The sequence below is a fragment of the Affinundibacterium flavidum genome, assembly GCF_014284175.1.
GTDB classification, from domain to species: domain Bacteria; phylum Pseudomonadota; class Gammaproteobacteria; order Burkholderiales; family Burkholderiaceae_D; genus Undibacterium; species Undibacterium flavidum.
The window spans coordinates 245793-268300 of record NZ_JACOGA010000003.1; the positions used below are offsets into that span (position 1 = coordinate 245793).

16 protein-coding genes are annotated in these 22508 nt (G+C 47.2%); 1 reads left to right on the forward strand and 15 read right to left on the reverse strand.

All coding sequences use genetic code 11. The features are described 5' to 3' along the window. Positions 1-143 precede the first annotated feature (143 nt). The 6 genes from H8K55_RS04535 to H8K55_RS04560 all read right to left on the reverse strand — a co-directional run bounded on the left by H8K55_RS04535 (position 144) and on the right by H8K55_RS04560 (position 9674). Positions 144-932: a Crp/Fnr family transcriptional regulator gene (locus H8K55_RS04535; RefSeq protein ID WP_186940881.1), complete on the reverse strand. Its 789-nt coding sequence runs from the start codon at positions 930-932 to the stop codon at positions 144-146. Between the two features lie 141 nt (positions 933-1073). After that, positions 1074-1718: a response regulator gene (locus tag H8K55_RS04540; RefSeq protein WP_186940882.1), complete on the reverse strand. Its 645-nt coding sequence runs from the start codon at positions 1716-1718 to the stop codon at positions 1074-1076. Positions 1719-1819: 101 nt separating this feature from the next. Continuing rightward, on the reverse strand, positions 1820-3745 hold the full coding sequence (locus H8K55_RS04545) for a type IV pili methyl-accepting chemotaxis transducer N-terminal domain-containing protein (protein ID WP_186940883.1): 1926 nt from the start codon (positions 3743-3745) through the stop codon (positions 1820-1822). A gap of 55 nt (positions 3746-3800) precedes the next feature. Continuing rightward, positions 3801-4484, reverse strand: coding sequence for a carbonic anhydrase (locus H8K55_RS04550; RefSeq protein WP_186940884.1), 684 nt, complete (start codon positions 4482-4484; stop codon positions 3801-3803). A gap of 53 nt (positions 4485-4537) precedes the next feature. After that, on the reverse strand, positions 4538-5554 hold the full coding sequence (moaA, locus tag H8K55_RS04555) for a GTP 3',8-cyclase MoaA (RefSeq protein ID WP_186940885.1): 1017 nt from the start codon (positions 5552-5554) through the stop codon (positions 4538-4540). A gap of 196 nt (positions 5555-5750) precedes the next feature. Continuing rightward, positions 5751-9674: a two-component regulator propeller domain-containing protein gene (locus tag H8K55_RS04560; protein WP_186940886.1), complete on the reverse strand. Its 3924-nt coding sequence runs from the start codon at positions 9672-9674 to the stop codon at positions 5751-5753. A gap of 61 nt (positions 9675-9735) precedes the next feature. On the opposite strand from H8K55_RS04560, the gene H8K55_RS04565 reads away from it, so the two are divergent. After that, complete coding sequence (locus tag H8K55_RS04565) at positions 9736-9879, forward strand: hypothetical protein (protein WP_222612360.1); 144 nt, start codon at positions 9736-9738, stop codon at positions 9877-9879. Between the two features lie 281 nt (positions 9880-10160). On the opposite strand, the gene H8K55_RS04570 is transcribed toward H8K55_RS04565, so the two are convergent. From H8K55_RS04570 to H8K55_RS04610, 9 genes are all read right to left on the reverse strand, one after another. Continuing rightward, positions 10161-10880 (reverse strand): site-2 protease family protein, encoded by a 720-nt coding sequence (locus H8K55_RS04570; protein ID WP_186940888.1) that lies wholly within the window; start codon positions 10878-10880, stop codon positions 10161-10163. 165 nt (positions 10881-11045) lie between these two features. Then, positions 11046-11933: a DUF2167 domain-containing protein gene (locus H8K55_RS04575; RefSeq protein ID WP_186940889.1), complete on the reverse strand. Its 888-nt coding sequence runs from the start codon at positions 11931-11933 to the stop codon at positions 11046-11048. A 310-nt stretch (positions 11934-12243) separates the two neighbouring features. Next, on the reverse strand, positions 12244-13551 hold the full coding sequence (locus H8K55_RS04580) for a hypothetical protein (RefSeq protein WP_186940890.1): 1308 nt from the start codon (positions 13549-13551) through the stop codon (positions 12244-12246). A gap of 178 nt (positions 13552-13729) precedes the next feature. Continuing rightward, a complete protein-coding gene (locus tag H8K55_RS04585; protein ID WP_186940891.1) occupies positions 13730-14182 on the reverse strand; it encodes a hemerythrin domain-containing protein in 453 nt (150 codons plus the stop codon). Positions 14183-14293: 111 nt separating this feature from the next. Beyond that, positions 14294-15037 carry a peptidylprolyl isomerase gene (locus tag H8K55_RS04590; RefSeq protein ID WP_186940892.1) on the reverse strand — a complete coding sequence of 248 codons (744 nt, stop codon included), beginning with the start codon at positions 15035-15037 and terminating at the stop codon, positions 14294-14296. Between the two features lie 123 nt (positions 15038-15160). Beyond that, positions 15161-15844: a respiratory nitrate reductase subunit gamma gene (narI, locus tag H8K55_RS04595; protein ID WP_186940893.1), complete on the reverse strand. Its 684-nt coding sequence runs from the start codon at positions 15842-15844 to the stop codon at positions 15161-15163. Between the two features lie 294 nt (positions 15845-16138). Next, positions 16139-16825, reverse strand: a complete 687-nt coding sequence (gene narJ / locus H8K55_RS04600) for a nitrate reductase molybdenum cofactor assembly chaperone (protein ID WP_186940894.1) — start codon at positions 16823-16825, stop codon at positions 16139-16141. 204 nt (positions 16826-17029) lie between these two features. Then, positions 17030-18583, reverse strand: a complete 1554-nt coding sequence (gene narH / locus H8K55_RS04605; RefSeq protein WP_186940895.1) for a nitrate reductase subunit beta — start codon at positions 18581-18583, stop codon at positions 17030-17032. After that, a complete protein-coding gene (locus H8K55_RS04610; RefSeq protein ID WP_186940896.1) occupies positions 18580-22314 on the reverse strand; it encodes a nitrate reductase subunit alpha in 3735 nt (1244 codons plus the stop codon). The genes narH and H8K55_RS04610 overlap by 4 nt, the downstream gene beginning before the upstream one ends. Positions 22315-22508 lie beyond the last annotated feature (194 nt).

Consider the following 22508-nt stretch of genomic DNA (forward strand, 5'->3'; position numbering starts at 1 on the left):
GTATTTAGCCAACTTACAACGCGCCGCACTCCGATGACACCACCAAAAAAAACGCGCAGTCCTTAGTGATTACTTTAAGGACTGCGCGATAAATTAGGAATTCTTCGTATGGGCTTAAAGCCCTACGCAAAGGAGGGAGAAACTCAGCCAAAAGAACTAGTACGTTCAGGCGCCTGCTCAGATGTTAGCTCTGATGTAGATTTGCGGTTTGCAGCACGGGTTGAATTTTTATTCGACGTATTCTCTTGCGCCGCATTGGTGCTAGCGTAAGCTTTTAGCGCGGTCAGGCAATTAATATGTATGCGCGACGCGCTGACACGGATTAAATCCAACTCGCTAAGATGATGCAACATGCGCGAGAAAGTTTCTGGCGTGAGATTTAATAAAGAGGCGACGACATTTTTTTTCAATTCGAGCCGGATGTCATTGCTGTCCTGGGTCTCCGCCACTTGTACTAGATAATCAACGACTCTTTGCATTGCGTTGTGTGAAGATTGACGTTCTACACTGCGGATAAATCCAAGCAAACGATGCGACAAACCCGTCATCATCTGTCGTGCTATCGTTGGCGACTGATCGAGCAGTTTGAACAATGCGTTCTTAGGCAAACGCAATAACAGCGAGGGTTCTAACGACTCTGCGTAGAATGGATAGGGTTCTTCCAAAAACAACATTGCTTCACCGAAGCATTGACCGGGGCGAATCAATTCCACGATTTTGTCACTACCGTTAGAAGAGGGAATCGCCAGTTTGATCAAGCCGTACACTAAGATAAAACAGGCGTCGGCAGTATCGCCTTTTTGGAATAGACTGAGACCTTTATCCAATTCCAGTTTCACCACTTCCTTTTTTAAGCTCTCTAACTCAAACGGTGAAATGTGACGAAACAAAGCTTGATTGGATAATAGTCCGTCAAGATTGATCTTACTCATTGCAAGCCCCCATCTTATTAATGTATGGGGGCAAGTGTAATTGGGCTATTCAACAGCGCCTATACGCCATTAGGACTAGATCGTCATCGCAAAAGACTAAGACCCGTTACGATTTAAAACGCTCAGGAAATAATCGAAACACTATTTGTCCATGCCGTGCTCCACCGCGTACACGGCAATTTGCACGCGACTGGTGAGATTAAGTTTTTTGAGTATGTTCTGCACATGAATTTTGACGGTGCTTTCTGCGACATCAAGATTGCGCGCAATTTCTTTATTACTTTCGCCCCGTGCTAAACACACCATGGTTTCACGTTCGCGCGGTGTGAGTTTTTCACGCTCTGGCGTGCTTGAAACATTATTCCCTGAACGAAATTGCATGACCAATTTGGCGGTCATAGATTCCGCGATGACCGGTTCGCCAGCAGCTGCACGCTTAATCGATTGCGTCAGGTAATCGGCTTCGATATTTTTTAACAAATAGCCGCGCGCACCATTTTTTAATGCCGTCGTCAGGTCTTCTGCTTCTTCTGATACGGTCAACATCAAAACTGCTGTATCGGGTAAGTCTTCGACGATCAATTGCATCGCCTCTAACCCCGACAAACCAGGCATATTTAAATCCATCAAGACCACGTCGGGTTTCAACTGCTTAGCGCGTTTTACACCTTCCAATCCATCAGCCGCTTCACCGACAATTTCAAATTCTGGATTGCGTTGCAGTAGCAAACGTATGCCGCTGCGAAATAAACTGTGATCATCTACCAATAAAATTCTTATGCTCATGTCTCTTACTTCACTTTCTTTTGATTTTTTCGGCTGACTTTTTTGTGTGATTTTTTCGTGTGATTTTTTCGTATGTTTTTTACTTGATGAGAAAAATCGAATTATGCCACTAGACGTTCTTCGCGCTTCAAATGTAGCGCAATCGTGGTGCCATGAGCGAGATCACTTTGGATCGAGAACTGGGCGGCTAAGCGCTCGGCCCGCTCTTGCATAATCCGCAAACCCACGTGATCTTCGCCCTTTTGTTTGACCGTGTCCATATCAAATCCCAAGCCATCATCATGCACAGTCATCGCGAAATCACGATCATTGATGACTATCACATTAACTTCACTCGCTTGTGCATGTTTTCGTACATTTGATAAAGCTTCCTGCAAAATGAACAGCACTTGCAATTGCTGCTCAGAAGGTAATTGAGCACCATTACCCTCGAACTCTATCGTGCCATGGACGCCAGTCTGGCGCTGGAACTTCGCCACGACATTGCGCATTTCTGATTCTAAATTACTGTCTTGCAAGCGGGTGCGGAAATTCAATAACAACTCACGCACATCTTCATAACTCTCTTGGATACCCGCGCGCAATAGCGGTGCGATGTCATGAATCTCTTGCACGTCGTTGCGTTTCAAAGAGTCTTCCAACATCTGCACTTGCAGATTGAGGAAGTTCAGACCTTGGGCAATGCTGTCATGCAAACCTTGCGCCAATAAGTTGCGTTCTTGTGAAACGGCGAATTCTTTTTCTTTGGAAATCAAGCGTTGATTTTCTATCGAAGAGCCGAGGTTTTTTCCGAGAATTTCTAAGAGTCGACGCTCCTCCCCCGACACGATACGCTCTTGTGAAAAATGCAGAGAGAAACTGCCGATTACCTGATCCCGAGTTTGAATCTGAAACACCGCAAGCGAGACGTAACCTTCTTCCTGACAACGATAACGTTTTTGCTGGTCTAGCAAACGGAAATCACGCACTAAAATAATTCCTTTTTCTGTAGCGGCGCCACACAGGCAATCATCTTTTTTGATGCAATGTTCTTCCTCTATCATTTTTTCAGAAATACCTTCATGCACCGTGATATGCACATTATCTTTTTGACTGTCGAGGATGCGCACGGTACCGCCATCGGCTTGCATGCGTTGCATAATTCTATGCAAGAAACCGCGACATAATTCCTCGATCGCATGAGGCCCAGACAAAAATGCCGCGATCTCATACAGGGTACTAATTTCATGATTCTGCGATTGTAATTTGGCAGTCTTTTCAACGACCCTGACTTCTAATGTTCTATGCACGCTTTGCACGTGATCCGCCATTTGATTGAAAGCTTGCGCCAGCACACCAAATTCATCTTCTGTCTCTATCGGCAAGCGCACGCTTAAATCATCTTTACTCATACGTGCGATCCCTGCCTGCATACGCGTTACAGGGCCGACTATCCACAAATACAAGAGATACAGCAAAGCCACGCTGGCGGCCAAAGACATGAATATCAAGGAAGTTTGACATAGTCGTAGCCACGTCGTTTTTTCGGCAAGTTCGACCTCCACCAAGGACACCAGTTGATTGATCGTTTTAACGAATTCTGGCAAATCTAGCGCGTAATTTTGCAAAGCAATTTGCTTTAACTGCGGATCGGTTTCACCTGCAACTTTTTTGGCATTGACTTGGATATGTTGCAGCCAGGTTTGCTGCACATTTTTCATCTGTTCACGAATCGCTGCAGTTTGCGGCAAGAACAGCGGTCGTTTCGCATCACCGGTTTGCAGATCAAGTAAGGTGCGATTAAATTCTTGCAGCTCTTGCTCCACACTAGTACCAGGCTGTGCATGTTCTAACACCATTGCCAGTCTATAGGAGCGCATACGCAGGCTGCCTGCTTCATTAATCGCTGCACCGCCCCCTTCCAGTTGCCAAGACAAAAGCAAGGTATAACCAATGGCGGCCAAAGTCAGGGCGAGCCCCAGCACCGTCGTCATTAGGATACGAAAAGTAAGTCGTTTGCCGATAGGTAATTGATTGTCGGAGTCCATGTGGATTACTTTACCAAGGTTGAAACTCAATAGGGGCTCGCTGCAAATGCATCAGCTATAGTGTAGTCGCTAATTCTGCCGCATGGGGAACTCCAAGCGGGCAGACCATAGGCAAAAAACTGTCGGTTCTGTCTGAGTATGCCAGCAAAGCACCATTCGTCATATCAAAATACCAGCCATGCAAGGCAATATCACCACTGAGTTCGCGCTCAGCAACCCAGGGAAAGCTACGCAAATTATTCAAAGACAAAATGATCGCCCCTAACTCACAGGCGTGATTCTGTACTTCTGTCGCACAATGACCTAGTTGGTTGAGCACCTGCTGCTTAACAGGCTCCACAATACGCATCCAACGTCCGATAAAATCAATTTCACGACTAGGTTGATAACCTTGCATCAGCGCACGGATACCACCGCATTTTTCATGCCCCATCACGATAATCCGCTTTACATTTAGTGCCTCGACCGCAAATTGTATCGCTGCACTCACCCCTTGCTGATTACCCGATTCATTGCATGGAGGGACAAGATTCGCGACATTTCTAATCACAAAAATATCGCCAGGATCACAATCGAGTAGCAAAGCAGGATCGACCCGTGAATCACAGCAGCCTATCAGCAAGGTTGTTGGATTTTGCCCGTTACTGAGCTTATTGTATAAAGGCTTTTCACCAGAAAAATACTTAGATTGGAACCGCTGAAACCCTTCTATAAATTGGTGAATATTGCGTACTTCCATCTTGCTCTCCCATGTCGATTTGCTTGGCCTTTCGTTGCTTGGCCTCTTGTTGCTTAGCCACCTGTCTGTGACATAAATCGAATGATCTTATGTTTTTGTGTCGTAAATTCGTGACGCTCAGGCTTTAACTCTATCGCCTCGCGTATTGCTTGTTCTAATTCCTGATCGCTGATACCGGCGCGTAGTAAAGGGCGTAATTCAAATTTTTCATCTTGCCCCAGACACATGTACAAAGTACCATCGACTGCCAATCTGACCCGATTGCAGGTAGCGCAAAAATGCTGGCTGATCGGTGAGATAAATCCTATCGTTCCCTGCCCATCACGACTACTCCAATAGCGTGCAGGGCCTCCACCCAGTTCTTCGGCAACTGGCACCAGATCAAATTGTTTCACCAATTCATCGCGGATGGGGCCGATATCGCGATACTGGCTATTTTGTCCGGTACTGCCCATGGGCATGGCTTCAATCAGGCGCAAAATAAAACCTTCGTTAAAACAAAACTCCGCCATGCGTTTGACTTCATGTTCGTTCACGCCGCCCATCACCACCATATTCAATTTGATAGGTTTAAAACCTGCGCGCTTACCGGCCTGCAAACCCGCCATGATGCTGGCGAAGCTATCGCGCCCAGTAATATTTTCCATGCAGGCTTTATCCAGACTATCTAGACTCACATTGATACGGCTGACTCCCGCCTGATATAGAGCGTCGGCGTGTTTATGTAGTTGTGTGGCATTGGTGGAGAGCGAAATGTCGCGAATTTCTGGATGACTTGCCAAAGACTGCACCAATTGTGGCAAATTTCTACGCAATAAAGGCTCGCCACCAGTCAAGCGCACGCGCCCTACTCCCATTCGGCCAAAAGCAGCGACGACGCGTTCTATCTCTGCAAAGCTCAACCAGTTTTCAGGTTCTTCAAAACCATTGAAGCCTTTTGGCATGCAATAACTACAACGTAAATCGCATTTATCAGTCACCGATACGCGCAGGTAATTCAATTGCCGGCCAAAGCGGTCGATCAATTGCGCGTCTTGCCCTTGCTCTGCGGAGGATAGAAATTTTTTCATGACGCTATTTTGTGCTTATTAAAGTGAGTGCACAATTCGCCGCCAAGCTAAGACGTCTAGTTCTTTTGGGGGATAAAATTTGTCGCAAATCAATTTTACGTATCGATGTGAAATGACATCGAGATGGTGAAATTTACTTGAAGCGCCGTCTGGGGAGTGGCAAATATCCACAAGCAGTCTCGAATTAGCTTTCTATTTAGCTATCAGACTTGCCTTCAGCATTGGCTGCTTTAATCGGCGCGTGACGTGGTAATACCAGCGTAAAATTTGTGCCAAGATTCACGATACTATCCACGGTGATCGTTCCTCCCAAGACAGAATGAATAATGTTGTAGCAGATATGCAGCCCCAATCCACTTCCCCCAGTTCCCAAGCGTGTTGTGAAAAATGGTTCAAAGATACGCTCTATGTTTTCTGGTGTGATACCTGCGCCATTGTCCTGCACCACCAATTGTATATGCTGATCGCCAAGCGCCCGTCCTAGTACAGTAATCACACCTAGACTACGCTCATGCAAGCCATGCACCATCGCATTGATAATAAGATTGTTTAACACTTGCCCTAAAGCGCCAGGATAACTATCCATGCTCAATCCAGCTTCAATCTCAACCCGAATTTCATGTCCTTCACGCTTGCTACGATTCGATAAGGTCAATGCCACTTCTTCACAGAAAAATTGCAAGTCAAATTCACGCCGCTTGTCCGACGTTTGATCGACAGCGATTTGTTTAAAGCTACTGACCAAATTCGCTGCGCTGGTCAAACTCCGCACAATCAGATCCGAAGAGTTGATCGCATTTTGTGTATAGTTTTCCAGATCAGAACGACGCAATTGATTTTCTTTCACCTTGAGTGAAAACTTCTCACTCATGTCTTGCATCGTACTTGCCATAAGTAAGCTATTACCGATAGGTGTATTCAATTCATGGGCGACACCGGCAACCAAAGATCCTAATGCGGCCAGTTTTTCTTGCTCGACTAACTTTGATTGGGTAATCGTTAAGCGACGGTAGGCTTCTGCATTGTCGTAAGCTACGCCTATATACGCGGCCAGCGTGCGTAAAATATTCAAATCGTTCAGGCTAAAGGCGTTCGTATCGTTGCTCAGCGCGCCAACTACGCCCATCACCCGACCACCCAACATAATGGGAACATACACTCCAGAACGCGAATCTTCAGTTTCAGATCCATCTTCCAAACGCACTAAATCATCGCCCATACGGTCGGCAATTACATTATCCAGCTTGCGACTATCATGTTCTATATGATTAACAATCAGTTCTTGGCCGCTCAATACGCAACGGGTAGACGGTTGCTCATTCGCGTCTAAGCTACGTTCATATGGCAAGATGAATTTGTCGCCTTGTATCGTGTATTCAAAACTGATAATGCGTTTATCCCAATCGACGATTCCAACCCCAAAAGTTGACGCAGGAATCAGGCTGCGGATACTTTGATACAAGGTTTCCAGAATCTGACGCTTGTCTAGCGATGAAGTAATCTTCAGGCCAATCTCACTTAGTCGACCGATATCATTACGCGCCTGCTCGGCAATTTCTCTTTGAGTTTCGGCCAGCCGTTTTTGCTCAACAACTTCTTGAGTTTGCGCTTTTACCTGACGCTCAAGATAAAGTTGGTTTTCTCGTATGCTACGCAAGCGTTGTTGATAAACCAGACGGGCAAGTGCCAGTACGACCAATATCCATAATCCATACCACCACCATGTGCGCCAAAATGGAGGCAACACGACAACCTGAACGACTTCAACCGATTCACTCCAAACGCCATCAGGATTCGCGGCCTTCGCCAACAAACGATAACTACCTGCATCCAGATTAGTGTAGGTCGCGACGCTGCGGTCGGCCTGACCGTAGATCCAATCAATGTCATATCCTTCTAACTTCCATGCATAGCGGTTTTGTGTACGGTTATAGAAATACAAAGCCGCCAGTTCGAAACTGACCATAGTTTGTTTGTAATTGAGTTGTATTCGCTTTGCACTACTCAGCGGGCCGCTAATACCGATACTTTCCAGGTCGATAGGTAATCCATCATTGCGAGCATTAGCATCGTGAATGCCGCTTTGTTCTTTCTTAGTTGCCCAAGTCATCAACGACTTATTAAAGAGTAATACATCGCTGAGAACTACCCTCGGCGCAATCGAATTATCCGAAATACTAGCTGGGTGAAAATAGACTAATCCTACGCCACCAAAAAGTAAGCTACCGTCACGTGCGCGCGCCGCAGCGGCAAAATTGAATGCCCCATCGAAGCGTCCAAATGAAGGGAAGTTGCGCCCTTGTTTAGTTTCAGGTCGCACTCGCATCAAACCACGTTCGCTACTCATCCAAATCTCGCCGTTATCCGCATCTTGCATTGCTTCAATGACGTCATTGGGGATTTGTGGAGTATTGGCCCAAGAAATCAATTCCCATTCACTGTCATTGTCGGCAGTAGGCGCACGCGGCCTAACCTCAACCAAACCACCCAAGATAGTGGCGGCCCATATGCGCCCTGTGTGGTCTTGACGCAAGCTGGTAACGCCTAACTTTTCTGGCGTTGGCAAACCTGGAGCCGGACGCCCTATCGCTTGAAAACTATCCTTACGGTCGTCATACAAATACAGCGCTCCCTTACTACCTACCCATAAGCGCTGCGCTTTATCAACCAGCAAACTATCAATCGCGTCATCTTTCAGGCGACCAGGCGTTCCAGGTTCGGCTTTAAATATTCGTACATTGCCGTTAGACTGAATTTGATACAGTCCCACACTACTACCCGCCCACACATCGCCACGTGAATCTTTAGCTAATGCCGTGAAGCGTGCACCCACAGGAAAATTCTTGTCCACATCGACATCGCGACTATGTTCAGTTTTCGGATCAAAAACTTGCAGGCTCTCTCCCCCTATCCACAGTTGTTTCTTATCATCCAACATCAATACGCGGATATAGTCGACTCCAGCTTGTTTGCTCGTAAATCTTTGGGTATCACCCGAAGGAATGTGTAATCGATTTAAACCACCACCCAATGTGCCTATCCAAGCGAACTCTTCGTTTTCAGAAACAACCGCGGTCACTAAGCGATGTGAGAGGCTACGCTCATCGCCAGGAATATTCAGATAAGTCGTAAAACTTCTACCACGTAAATCCACGAGGCTGACGCCATAATCACTGGTACCTACCCACAAACCGCCACTCGAATCAAGCATTAAGGAGGTGATGGTATCGCCGCTCAAGCTGCTATTGACCGAAGGTAGATTGACAAATTTTTCCAAGGTATTTTTATTCTCGCGCCAACGCAATAAGCCTTGGTCTTCACCGAAGCCCAACCACATCGATTTTTCATCATCAGGTAAAAGCGTGACGACACTGGCTTTAGGAATCTTTAGCTGAATTGGTACAGGCACCGCGCTAACTTGTTGCTGATTAATTCGCCAGATGCTTAAGCCACCAGTCAAACCGACCCATAATTGTCCCTGATGATCAAACGCCAGACTTCGCACTAGGCGTTGGCTGGGCAGGAGTTGTTTATCGTTCAGATCATCACTCGCTTTGAATTGCAAAAGCAGCTGTCCAGCTTGATTAACATGCGCAACCCGATGACCTTGCCCTATCCAAACCCCACCTGCCTTGTCGCTCATCAATGCACGCACTTCACCGCTAAAATACGCTTGCGATTCTGGATCAGGCTGCCACCTTGTAAATTTTTTAGTCTCGGTATCAAAACGTAATAAGCCTGAAGAACTTCCCAGCCATAGCTGTTTGTCGTCAGCCTGACTCATAGCATAAATAAACCGCGCTTTCGCAGAAAAATCCTCGGGCATGGAAATACGTTGGATCTGATCAGTTTTCAAATCAAGTACATTCAAGCCAAGGCGCGTGCCTATCCATAAGCGTTGCTGTCCATCCTCAAATAAACTCAAGATACGGTCATGATTGATCGTATTCACATCCGACGGCAAATGGGAAAACACGCGCATATGCCTACCGTCATAACGAACTAAACCGTTGGCGGTGCCCATCCAGATATAGCCATTGCGAGTTTGATACACGGTCATGATGCCGGTGCTAGGCAAGCCCTGATCGATGCTGAAATGATCAAAGCGAAGGCGATGCAAAGCGCCCGCTTGCACGGGAAGGGAGCTTATTAGAATAGAGCAGAATAAGATGGTTTGGCTAATGAACAACGACGTGAATCGCGACAAGGCCAAGGAGCGAGATAAGGGCAATAAGAGCAATAAGAGCAATAAGCGCGACGACGAAGAGCGCAGACAGCAGAACAAGCGCGCACGCAGCGCGCTAGAAAAATGGCTAAACAATTGAGCTAGTTTGAGATGGAACTGCAATGCCAGCACCTTTTTCAAAACATCTATGCCACCAAAGTGGATTTCAGTAATGAAACTATAGCAGACAAAAACTGGGGAATGCTCTAAAAGTATTTATCTGGCAGCAATTTAGCTGCAGTGCACAACACAACCTATTTTTCCTTACCCTTACTTACCATTCCTAATCATTCCAAACAGTGATCGACAGCACATTAACAACATAAAATCATTATTAATCAAGAAAAAATCCCATCAACAATATCACTGCCATCGTCATTCTTAGAAAGCTGCTTTAGGCAGAGCTTCATGCAATTCATAACTCATCAAGGCCAAAAACACCACTAAGCACAAATACATGACTCCGTAATTAACCCGCGTATTGAAAGCCACCTCGTAATACCCTGCAGGTAAGCCGTCCGCCATAGTATTGGAGAATGCGAGCTTCAATTGCGGATAAGCCAATATGCCGATCAATATCAACATAGGACTTGGCCGGTACAAAAAGAGCGCAATCAATAAAGGCACACCAAGCAACCAAACCTTAGGTGAAATAATCGCGGTAATGCGGCCACCATCTAAAGGAGAAATCGGTATCAGGTTCAACAAATTAATAATGAATCCTGAATAAGACAGCGCCAACATCAAATCACTATCCAATTGACGTCCCAGCCAATAACAAATTAAGACAGCAGCAGTACCAGCAATGGGGCCGGCAAAAGCAATATAGGCTTCCGTCTCGACGGTATGAGCTTGATCCTTTAACTCTACCCATGCTCCCACAAAGGGGATGAAAGTCGGCAAGCCAACTTGCATGCCACACAATCTGGCCGCGACAAAATGTCCCATTTCATGAATCAAAATGAGTAACACAAATCCGATAGCATATTTCCAGCCATACACCCAGGAATACAAAATCACGGTCAGTAACATACTGCCGCCACTGATAAATAATTTACCTAATTTTCCTGCAGCAAACAGAGCACCAAATAATTTCAACATAACAGATAGGATTCGAGGTAAGCATACAAGAGTGAGCACGAGATCATGGGCGCTCACATTGAGGTGACAAGCATCGCAGTCAAAACTTAGGGTATCTCCAACTATGCAGAAATACCCTCATAAAACTCCGCGCAATCCAACCGATTGCCAGAGCAATCAAAGTGATTATGTCGATTCTTTTTTCTTAAAGAATTTTGCAATACCAGCAAACACGGCGATGGCACCAACAAATAACAACTTCTTAAATGCAATCAGTAAGGCAAACAATTTACCAAAGAAACCCAACTTAGCAGCGACACCACCAGCGACTAAGGCAGCTAAACCATACTCGGCCACTTTGTCTGTGCTGGAATTAAAATCGGTGTAACGATTGCCCTCTACGAATTCAGTAAATGCCACCACCGATTTCATCTCTTGTTTAATCGCTGCAATTTGCTTCATACCTGCCACCGCATTCAAGACCAAAACACCTTTGCGTCCGAGTACGCGAATGCTGTAGTTCAAGGTATTTTCTGTTTGGCCTGTTGACAGTTCTTTCGCCCAAAAATATTTATGCGTTTGCTTGTCATAACTCGGACGTTCTGCCCAACCGACCAGATTCATTTCGCCGTAGCCCGCTTTTTTTCTTTCTTCATTGGCCGCGACGCTTGCTTCTTTCATGTCTTTCAATAAGTCGTCATAGTTAATGCTGTCGGCATCATCATCTTTGACGTGACCGCTTTCATCATAGGTAATGATCACGCCCCAACCACTCTCACTGAGCGGCGAAGTATTAGAAGGCACCAACATGCCCAAAGTCTTAGCGCCGGGTGGATTACCCCAAGCTTGTACTAAAATTTTGTCAGCATCGTCGGGGGAGAGGTAACGAAATGTCTCAGGCAAATTGAGTGTTGCAACACCGTTAGGCAGTTTGATACTGCCTTGCTGAAATTTGATGCTTGCTAAAAAAGCTTCGGCAGTTTGTTTAGGTTCTTCACTTTTTTGCGCAATCGCAAGATGAGAAAAAATGGCGGCGCCGACGAGCAAAATAGATAAGCTGATTTTTTTGAACATGAACAAATCCTTGTAGTTTGGTGAATGTGGTTTGGTGAATGTGGTTTGGTGAATGTGGTTTGGTGAATGTGGTTTGGTGAATGTGGTTTGGTGAATGTAAATGGCTTGTTCAACACCGAACCCCGAAAGGATTTTGATAGGAATGTGGCTGCGTTGGAATATGCGTAGACTTAACAAAATGTGTCAAATAGACAAGCGCATGATCGTATTAGAATGCGGGCAAGAAAGCAAATTTATCTATAGAATTTACACTCAACAATGTGACGAGCGCGCGACAACGTGGATAAGTAAAAGTGGATAAGTAATAAATTCAAATCACACTAGGAAAAATACTGTTCCGCAACTCCCGGCGATAGCGAAATAAACTCATTAACAAAAATACGGCGAGCATTGCTTGCGATGCGGCGAAACTCAAACCCGCCAGATATTTCAGATATTCCGGTGCAAGAGGAAGCAGCAAAAGACTGAACAAACTAAAACACACCAACCATGTTTGCCAGCGCAAACGCTCCGGTGGCAACACCACTTGCATGCTGGGCACGCGCCTGCCCATGGGAATTTGGCGACGCAAATGTAAGAAAATCAGGAAGGGAATAATTTTTCCCAACATCGCATTGACTGGCATGACTGCGCCGCCAACCAAGCTAAGCACGCCTATCCACCACGGTAAGAATGAGATCCAACTAGGTGCAAGTACATGCTCTAGGTGCGTATGCAACAGAAGCAATATCGCCGCACTGCCCCAACTGGCAGCGCACACCAGCCACAAGGTCCACGCAGGATCGAAGCTACGTTTTGCTTGCAATAATGTACGGAGAGACGACCAGGCCAGCACACAAACGAACAATGCCAGTGCCGATATCAACAGCTTTAACAAAGTGTCGGATAGAGGTAAAAACAAGATCAGTAATCCCAACCAGATATCCCACGGCAGGTGCCTATGCCAAGTCGGGCTCGGGCGTCTGGTTTGCCAAAACATAGGCACCACGGTTGATGCCACACCGAGCACCAGGCTGGCAATCCAGCCAACTAAGCCCCACGCCACATGCAAACGTAAGACATAGGCGATATCGACTTGCCACCAGCCCGCAAAAGCACCAGCCAAAGCCACACCTAATCCAATCACCAAACTTAGGGCCAGCGCAATACCGCGTAAGGTTTTCAAGGTTGCATCCGGATGTACTGGCAGAAACATACGCCAGGCTGCGCTAACTAATGCCAGCACAATCGCGCCATACAAGATCATCGCTACCCATGCCGCGAGCACAAAACCATTTGGATTGCCTTGTAAAAATCCCGCACTCAATCCGGCGGCGATCGTGGCAGATCCCACCGCAACAAAAGGTGCAATCCATTTCGCTAGGCGCACCACTTGTCCGGCAACGACAGGGAATAATTGAAACAATGCACCAACCATAATCGGTGCCAACATACCAAGGACCAGTACATGCGTCACAGCCAAGACTAAGGGGGAGTAGCGATCAGGTAATCCGGCAGCAGGACCGAAGGCAAGTAAGAGCCCGGCGGCGACACCCAACCACGGCGCGGGTAACAAGCAACCGAAGATGGTTGCGGGCGAAGGGGCGAGTTCGTAATTGAGGATATTCGGTGCGGACATGGCAAAGCTAGCAATCAACAACCTAGGTTGGTAACTTGGTGTTGAGTAAAGCGAAGTCGAACATGATTCAATCCAGCATGATTCAAATCAGACAAAATCATGGACTTCACTACGCGCAATGCCAAGCGACATCAATATCCAAACATCAATGGTGCAAAAGGATCAAGGGCTCAAAAGTTCAAGCCGCGCAAGAACAAGCGCCACCACAGCCGCCCATGCCGAGCACGGACATCAGATTCGGTACACTGCCACCACACATAGGGTAAAGAATATTTTCTTCTTTCACATTATGCTGTTGGATCAAAACATTCAAGGTGTCAATCGTCGCTAAAGCAGATTCGATTTTCCCCTCTTCAATTTCCTCCATCGCCTGATCGCGCAGTTCGCGGATTTCTGCGTGTTCACCACGCATCACCACCGTAGGACCATTGGTCATGCCTGTAGCTTTTTCAAACGCAGGAAACAAGCGCTCCTCTTCCAGACGGAAATGATGTTCTAACTGCTCGTCGAACAAACGGAAGTTTCTACCAGCTGAAGCCAGATCCGCTTTATGCAAAGCCGCTTCGACGCGATTTAACTGATCGTCACATTCTTGGTGCTGTTTCACCAAACTCATCATTGCTTGCGACATGATTTGCTCCAAATTCTAGTCAGTCATAATTCAAGGCAAGGGGGTGCGCCATGCGCGCCACTCTTCCCTGCGTTACAAAGGTGCGCACGGCGCACCCTACTTTATTGAAATTTACTGCACCAAAGGCGTATCCGCACCTTCGAGTTCTATGCCGCTAATCTTGGCTTGTCCAACCATCAATTGCAGATACTGACGCATCGCGTGATCGTGGCTAGCTCTTTGCATAGCATCAGCGATCTTGCTTTCTACCTGTTCGAACGGCAGTAATTTTCCTGTCAGTTTGCGACCAAGCTGCACGATATGCAGGCCAAAACGGGTCTCGACTAAACGTGGCACGATCTTGTGTTCTTCCGCTGAGAAAATCACTTTTTCAAATTCGGGAACCGTGTCGCCGCGTGTCAGTTGCCCGAGATTGCCGCCGACTTCACTCGATAGGCAATTCGAATTCGCCTTCGCCATCGCGGCAAAATTGGCTGGATTATCCAACAAATCCTGCAACACAATTTCTGCATGCTTACGCAGATGATCTAAATCTAAGGCGGGGGTCACTTGAAACAAAATATGATTTGCTTCGACTAATTCACCCACCGTAAAACGCTGTGGATGCGCCTGATAATGACGCAGACATTCTTCTGAACTTGGCTTAGGCACAACCACTTCGCGCACCAACAAGGCTTCGATTTTGTCTTCATCCTCACCTTGCAAACCCAACTCGTTTGCCTTATCCAACAGAACACGACGCAAGACCAAAGCGGTCATCGCACTTTTCATAGCATCAGCTGCACCTTGGTGCTCGGGCAGTTCTTTTTCCATCTCAGCATCGCTGAGTTCGTAACCATTGACTATAACGGGCATGATTGCCTCCTAAAAATTTTATGCTGGCAATTTGTTTCATTGCCGCTCCTGCGCAGGCAGGAGCCCAGTGTCTTTCGTTGATCACCTGACGTCACTGGATTCCTGCATTCGCAGGAATGACGATCAGCGTGGACGTACCAACTGCCACGCACGGCTCAAATAACCAACCGACGCAAAACCACTCCACACGTGAACCAAGCGAGTGAATGGGAAGATCACGAACAAGCTCAAGCCCATAAACAAGTGTGCCTTAAACAAGAACGGTGCGCCGACGATGAAAGTAGCTGCATCACCTTTGAAGGCCACGATATGCTGTGCCCAAGTCATCAACAAAACCATCATGTGGCCATCAGTGTGATGCAAAGATTCAAAGATGGTGGACAAGCCCAAGCCCAGCGTAATGAAAATCCACAACAACAAGACTTTATCGCCCGTTTTGGTCACTGCAGAGATACGTGCATCGGTAAAACGACGGTGCATCAAAATCAACAATCCAAGCATACACAAAGTGCCAAACACGCCACCCATCACAATCGCGATCATTTGTTTGAAACCATGTGTCACGCCGAGTGTGTCCCATACGACGATAGGTGTCAGCAAACCAACCATGTGACCGAAGAACAAACCGAGTACGCCGATGTGGAACAAGATATTGCCAACACGCAGATTACCGGCATGCAGCATTTGCGAAGAATCGCTCTTCCACGTGTATTGTTCGCGCTCAAATCGTGCCAAGCTGCCGAACAAGAAAATCGCCAGAGCGATGTAGGGATAGATCCCATAGATAAATTGATGTAAGTAGTCCATGATGTTTCCTCTTATTTACTTTGCATTCCAAAATTCACGCCCGAATGAAATTAACTTACTGTATTCCCTCCCCTTCCAAGGGGAGGGTTAGGGTGGGGATGGGTTTGGGTTGTTTAATTAATGCACGGTTTACCCTACTAAAACCCATCCCCATCCCGACCTTCCACCGCGACGCTTGCAAGCGTCTTAGAGATTCGTGGCGCAAAGCATGCTTTGCGAAACCCCACGAATCTCCCCTTGAATGGGAAGGAGCAACACATACAAATTAATCAGCGCCTCGTCCCCAATCGACAGTTAGCCCCGCAATTCAGAACCAGCAGCATTGGGTTGACGTGGATAAAAATTAATCGCCTGCGCACCGCCAGATGCTCCGCTGGATGAGCAAGACAAACCTGGTTTCAACAAAGGCTCAACACCATCCGCGCCCGGACCAAAGGTTTCCATCGCATCGTCCATATCCCGCACTGGTGGCTCGCCTTGTTCTTGCGGCACCACATCAGTAAATGAAGTCAGCAATAAAAACGCATTCGCATACGGACTATCTTTGCGTTGCAAGCGGATACCAATCGCCGCTAATACGTGGATAGCTTCACCCAAGAGTTTTTCTGCGGTGTCTGCATCAACTAGGCTCAAGAACTCCAAGAACAGTGGCACATAGTCCGGCAATTCGCTCGCTTCTGGCTCAAATCCATAACGACGATATTCCGAAATCAAATCCACCATCGCCTGACCACGATCACGGCTTTCACCATGGATGTGCTCAAACAAATGCAAGGCAACTGATGGCGTACGATCAAAGGTACCCACATAGTTTTCTTGCACGCTGATCAAACTGTTTTCTTGCAAATAATTGAGCAAGGGTTGCACTGCTTCCAGGACTTCCGAATCGGCAGCCAGCTCAGTACGAATCTCTGGTAATGCCGCGATCAGATCTGGCTGCGGATAACTGAGTAGTGCGGATAAAATGCGATAAATTTGCATACGATTTCCTTTATTTTTTGTGGCGTTCGTGGCGTCGTTTCGACCTTTAACATCCCCTCTCCCGCAAGCGGGAGAGGGTTAGGGTGAGGGGCGTTGAGTAATCCGAGTTGTTTGGCAGGAGGCTTAATGTATCCCGACAAAATTCATCACGCTCACTCAACTACCCTCATCCCCAACCCTTCTCCCGCTCGCGGGAGAAGGGAGCTATTCCGTCGTCGACAACTTCTTCCTCGACTTCGGCATATCCACAAAAATCACACTACCCTGCGGTTTCTTACCAAACAAGGCACCGTCAGAAGTACCGCCTGAGCAGCCATTGCCAAAAGTAAATCCACAACTACCTTTTTCGTTGAAGCTGTCTTCCACCATTTCTTTGTGTGAAGAAGGAATCACGAAACGGTCTTCGTAGTTCGCAATCGCCATAGTTTGATACATGTCTTCAACTTGCGCTGCGGTCAAACCGACTTGTTTCAAGACTGCATGATCGAGCTCGCCATGCACCACTTCAGATCGCTTGTAAGCGCGCATTGCCAACATACGTTCTAGTGCAGTCAAGACAGGTTCTTCTTTACCAGCGGTCAGCAAGTTCGCCAAATAACGCACAGGAATACGCAAAGACTTCACATCAGGAATAATGCCGTTCATGCCCATGTGACCTGCTTCTGCCGCTTTTTGAATTGGTGACAGCGGTGGTACATACCAAACCATAGGCAAGGTGCGATATTCTGGATGCAGTGGGAAAGCGATCTTCCATTCCATCGCCATTTTGTAGACTGGCGACTTCTTAGCAGACTCAATCCAGCTTTCTGGAATGCCATGCTTGCGCGCTTCGGCGATCACTTCTGGATCGTGTGGATCTAAGAAGCAATCTAACTGCGCCTGATACAAATCTTGCTCGTTCGGTGTCGATGCGGCTGCTTCGATTTTGTCGGCGTCATACAACAAGACGCCGAGGTAACGAATACGACCTACGCAAGTTTCAGAACAGACAGTTGGCTGACCAGCTTCGATACGTGGATAGCAGAATGTGCATTTCTCTGCTTTGCCTGAACTCCAGTTGTAGTAAATCTTTTTGTAAGGGCAACCAGAGATACACATGCGCCAGCCGCGGCACTTGTCTTGATCGACTAAAACGATACCGTCATCTTCACGCTTGTAGATCGAGCCAGATGGGCAAGATGCTACGCAGGCTGGATTCAAGCAGTGTTCGCACAAACGTGGCAAGTACATCATGAAAGTCGATTCGAAAGTGCTGTACATTTCTTTTTGCACGCCTTCGAATAACTGATCACGACTACGTGAGCTAAATTCACCACCCAAGTCATCTTCCCAGTTCGGACCCCAAACAATCTTGTCCATTTTTTTGCCAGTGATGACAGAAACTGGGCGTGCCGTTGGTGGCGTCTGTGACAAGGGCGCATTTTGCAGGCGCTCATAGTCATAGGTAAATGGCTCGTAGTAATCATCAATCTGTGGCAGATTGGGATTGGCAAAAATATTCGCCAAGATGCGTAATTTGCCACCTTGTTTTGGCTCTAGTGTACCTGCCTCATTACGATGCCAGCCGCCCTTCCACTTCGCCTGATTTTCCCATTCTTTAGGATAACCAATACCAGGCTTGGTTTCGACGTTATTGAACCAGGCATACTCAACACCATCACGACTAGTCCAGACGTTTTTACAGGTCACGGAACAGGTGTGGCAACCGATACATTTATCCAGGTTCAACACCATGCCTACTTGTGCGCGAATTTTCATGACGCTGCTCCTTCTGATTCTTCTAACTTACCTTCAAGCCAATCCACTTTTTTCATCTTACGCAAGACCACAAACTCATCGCGGTTACTACCGACGGTGCCGTAGTAGTTAAAGCCGTAAGCTTGCTGCGCATAACCACCAATCATGTGCGTAGGTTTCAATACCGCACGGGTCACCGAGTTATGGATACCGCCACGCATACCTGAGAGTTCTGCACCCGGCGTATTCACGATTTTTTCTTGAGCGTGATACATCAGACACATACCTTTTGGCACACGCTGACTGACCACCACACGCGCTGTCAAGGTACCGTTACTGTTAAACACTTCGACCCAATCGTTATCCACTAAGCCTGCTTCTTTCGCTTCGATCTCAGAGACCCACACGTGTGGACCACCACGAGACAAAGTCAACATACGCAAGTTGTCAGAGTAAGTTGAGTGGATACCCCATTTTTGATGCGGTGTAATCCAGTTCAAGACGATCTCTTTTTCACCATTCGGTGATTTATTCAACATCGGCGCAACGGTCTTGGTATCAATCGCTGGTTTGTACACACACAAACCTTCACCGAAATCGAGCATCCAGCGGTGATCCTGGTAGAACTGTTGACGACCAGTCAGTGTGCGCCATGGGATCAGTTCATGCACATTGGTGTAACCCGCGTTGTAGCTGACTTCTTCCGATTCCAAACCAGACCAGGTCGGTGCAGAAATAATCTTGCGTGGTTGTGCCTGTACATCACGGAAACGGATCTTGTCATGTTCACGACCAACTGCCAGATGCGTATGATCGCGGCCAGTAATTTTACCCAGTGCTTCCCATGCTTTCACTGAGACGTGACCATTGGTTTCTGGTGCAAAGGTCAAAATCATTTCGCAAGCATCAATCGCCGTTTCCAGACGTGGACGACCTTTTGATACGCCCTCTTCTGTCACCACTTTGGTGATGCCACCGATTTCATGCACTTCATGTTCGGTGTTCCAGTTAATACCTTTACCGCCATTACCAAGTTTGTCTAACAAAGGTCCAATCGATGTGAACTTTTTGTAGATTTCTTTGTAGTTACGTTCAACCACCACAAAGCTCGGTGCAGTTTTACCTGGGATCAAATCGCACTCGCCTTTTTTCCAATCTTTAGGCTCAAACGCTTGACCGAGTTCGCCCGGGGTATCGTGCATCAAAGGTTGCAAGACGATGTCTTTGCGTGTACCTAGATAGTCACCACCAATTTCAGTAAATTTCTTGGCGATACCTTTGTAGATTTCCCAGTCGGTTTTACTTTCCCACAATGGTTGCACCGCTTCACTCAATGGATGAATGAAAGGATGCATATCGGAGGTATTCAAATCGTCTTTTTCATACCAAGTTGCAGTTGGCAAGACGATGTCGCCGTACAAGCAAGTCGTACTCATACGGAAATCAAGTACTGTCAAGAGATCCAATTTACCTTCGGCAGCTTCTTCACGGAATTTCACTTCCGATGGTTTCACCGCTTCATCTGGATCATCGAACAAAGCGTTTTGTGTACCGAGTAAATACTTCAAGAAGTACTCATGACCTTTACCTGAGCTACCGAGAATATTCGAACGCCATACGAACATATTGCGTGGGAAATTCTTAGGATTATCTGGATCATCGCAGCTCATATTCACTGCGCCAGATTTCAAACTTTGCTTCAGATATTCTGCTGGTTCCAAACCGGCAGCGGCTGCTGCATCACAAACATCCAGTGGATTAGTTTCTAACTGCGGAGCAGAAGGCAACCAACCGAGACGCTCAGACTTGGCATTCATATCGATCATGCTCATATGACTGACTTTGGATTTATCCGCAGTCGGTGCGAGGATTTCATCGATATGCAATTTCTCATGACGCCACTGACTCGTGTGCGCATAGAAGAAGCTCGTACCATTCATTTGACGTGGTGGACGGGTCCAGTCAGATGCAAACGCGAGTGGAGCCCAACCGAATTGTGGACGCAGTTTTTCTTGACCAACGTAATGTGCCCAACCACCACCAGATTGACCTACGCAACCGCACATCATGAGCATATTGATAATGCCGCGATAAATCATATCGTTGTGGTACCAGTGATTCAAAGCCGCACCGACGATGACCATGCTCTTACCATGTGTATCGTGCGCGTTTTGGGCGAATTCACGGGCAACTTGAATGACCAAGTCACGTTTGACGCTCGTGTGTTTTTCTTGCCATGCTGGTGTGTAAGGTACGTCGTCGTCATACGATGTCGCAACCGCGCCACCCAAACCTTGATCCACGCCGTAGTTGGCCATGGAGAGGTCATATACCGTCGCCACTAAAATCTCAGAACCATCTGCCAATTGCACTTTACGCGCTGGCACATTGCGCAAGACCATATCGTTGGCATCGGCACCACCGAAGTAGTTAAAGCCTACGCTGACCACTTCATCATGCTTCGCTACCAAACTCAATTGTGGATCAATCTCACGACCTGAACCGCCATCTTTTGGTTCCAAATTCCAGCGACCCACTTTTTCGCCGTCATTGACTTTACCTTCGCCCCAACGATAACCGATGGAACCATTTGGAGAAACGATCTCGCCTGTGCTTTCATCAATCGCGAGTGTCTTCCAATCGCCATTATTCGCTTCGTTCAAACCACCTGGCAATTGCGATGCGCGCAGCATTTGATCTGGCACGAAGCAACCATTGCGCTCAACCAAACGTACCAACATAGGCATGTCGGTATATTGTTTGACATAGCTGCGGAAATAATCAGACTTACCGCCGAGATGGAATTCTTTCAGGATCACATGACCCATCGCCATCGCGAGCGCCGCGTCGGTACCTTGCTTAGGTGCCATCCAGATATCACCAAACTTCACCATCTCACCGAAGTCAGATGAGACAGCAACGGTCTTGGTACCTTTGTAACGCACTTCTGTGTAGAAGTGCGCATCTGGTGTACGTGTTTGCGGTACGTTAGAACCCCACACCATCAGATAAGTGGAGTTATACCAATCCGCAGATTCTGGTACGTCAGTCTGTTCACCCCATACTTGCGGGCTGGCTGGTGGCAAATCGCAATACCAGTCGTAGAAAGACAAACAAGCGCCACCGATCAAAGACAGGTAACGTGCGCCAGCAGCGTAAGACACCATGGACATCGCAGGAATTGGGGAGAAACCAATCACGCGGTCTGGACCAAATTTTTTGACTGTAAAGGCATTCGCTGCGGCGATGATTTCTTGCGCCGTATCCCAATCCGCACGCACAAAGCCACCGAGGCCACGTACGGATTTATAACGCTTGGCTTTGACTGGATCTTGACTAATGGATTCCCATGCTGCAATCGGGCCCATAGTCTTACGCGCCTCTTGCCACATTTCCATCAAGCGACCGCGGATCATAGGATATTTCACGCGCTGCGCAGAGTACACATACCAGCTATACGAAGCACCACGTGGGCAACCGCGAGGTTCATGATTTGGCAAATCTGGACGAGTACGTGGGTAATCGGTTTGCTGGGTTTCCCACGTAATCAAACCGTTCTTGACATACACCTTCCACGAACAAGAACCAGTGCAGTTCACACCATGGGTAGAACGCACAATCTTGTCGTGCTGCCAGCGGCTGCGATACGCATTCTCCCACTGTCTATCCTCATCCACCACCGCACCATGTCCGTCAGAATAGGTAGATTTCACCTTAGACATGAACTTCAATCTATCCAGAAAATGACTCATCTCACACTCCTTGTTGTTTGAGATGAAGTGAACCTGATGTTCACTCCACTTTGACATGATCAAATTTTAGAGAGCTGACCCGAATGTGCCCATTCGTCGGTGCGGTGGAAGAACTTGCGCATTGGCACTAGGGTGGGATAGTTCTTTGGAACTAGGTGGGGAGTTTTTGCTGATGCGGGTTAGATTTGACTCAA

What these genes read in the sequence shown, in the direction of transcription:
- H8K55_RS04535 (WP_186940881.1), bottom strand. Translation starts at nt 932, where the DNA reads ATGAGTAAGATCAATCTTGACGGACTATTATCCAATCAAGCTTTGTTT.
- H8K55_RS04540 (WP_186940882.1), bottom strand. Translation starts at nt 1,718, where the DNA reads ATGAGCATAAGAATTTTATTGGTAGATGATCACAGTTTATTTCGCAGC.
- H8K55_RS04545 (WP_186940883.1), bottom strand. Translation starts at nt 3,745, where the DNA reads ATGGACTCCGACAATCAATTACCTATCGGCAAACGACTTACTTTTCGT.
- H8K55_RS04550 (WP_186940884.1), bottom strand. Translation starts at nt 4,484, where the DNA reads ATGGAAGTACGCAATATTCACCAATTTATAGAAGGGTTTCAGCGGTTC.
- moaA (WP_186940885.1), bottom strand. Translation starts at nt 5,554, where the DNA reads ATGAAAAAATTTCTATCCTCCGCAGAGCAAGGGCAAGACGCGCAATTG.
- H8K55_RS04565 (WP_222612360.1), top strand. Translation starts at nt 9,736, where the DNA reads ATGAACAACGACGTGAATCGCGACAAGGCCAAGGAGCGAGATAAGGGC.
- H8K55_RS04570 (WP_186940888.1), bottom strand. Translation starts at nt 10,880, where the DNA reads ATGTTGAAATTATTTGGTGCTCTGTTTGCTGCAGGAAAATTAGGTAAA.
- H8K55_RS04575 (WP_186940889.1), bottom strand. Translation starts at nt 11,933, where the DNA reads ATGTTCAAAAAAATCAGCTTATCTATTTTGCTCGTCGGCGCCGCCATT.
- H8K55_RS04580 (WP_186940890.1), bottom strand. Translation starts at nt 13,551, where the DNA reads ATGTCCGCACCGAATATCCTCAATTACGAACTCGCCCCTTCGCCCGCA.
- H8K55_RS04585 (WP_186940891.1), bottom strand. Translation starts at nt 14,182, where the DNA reads ATGTCGCAAGCAATGATGAGTTTGGTGAAACAGCACCAAGAATGTGAC.
- H8K55_RS04590 (WP_186940892.1), bottom strand. Translation starts at nt 15,037, where the DNA reads ATGCCCGTTATAGTCAATGGTTACGAACTCAGCGATGCTGAGATGGAA.
- narI (WP_186940893.1), bottom strand. Translation starts at nt 15,844, where the DNA reads ATGGACTACTTACATCAATTTATCTATGGGATCTATCCCTACATCGCT.
- narJ (WP_186940894.1), bottom strand. Translation starts at nt 16,825, where the DNA reads ATGCAAATTTATCGCATTTTATCCGCACTACTCAGTTATCCGCAGCCA.
- narH (WP_186940895.1), bottom strand. Translation starts at nt 18,583, where the DNA reads ATGAAAATTCGCGCACAAGTAGGCATGGTGTTGAACCTGGATAAATGT.
- H8K55_RS04610 (WP_186940896.1), bottom strand. Translation starts at nt 22,314, where the DNA reads ATGAGTCATTTTCTGGATAGATTGAAGTTCATGTCTAAGGTGAAATCT.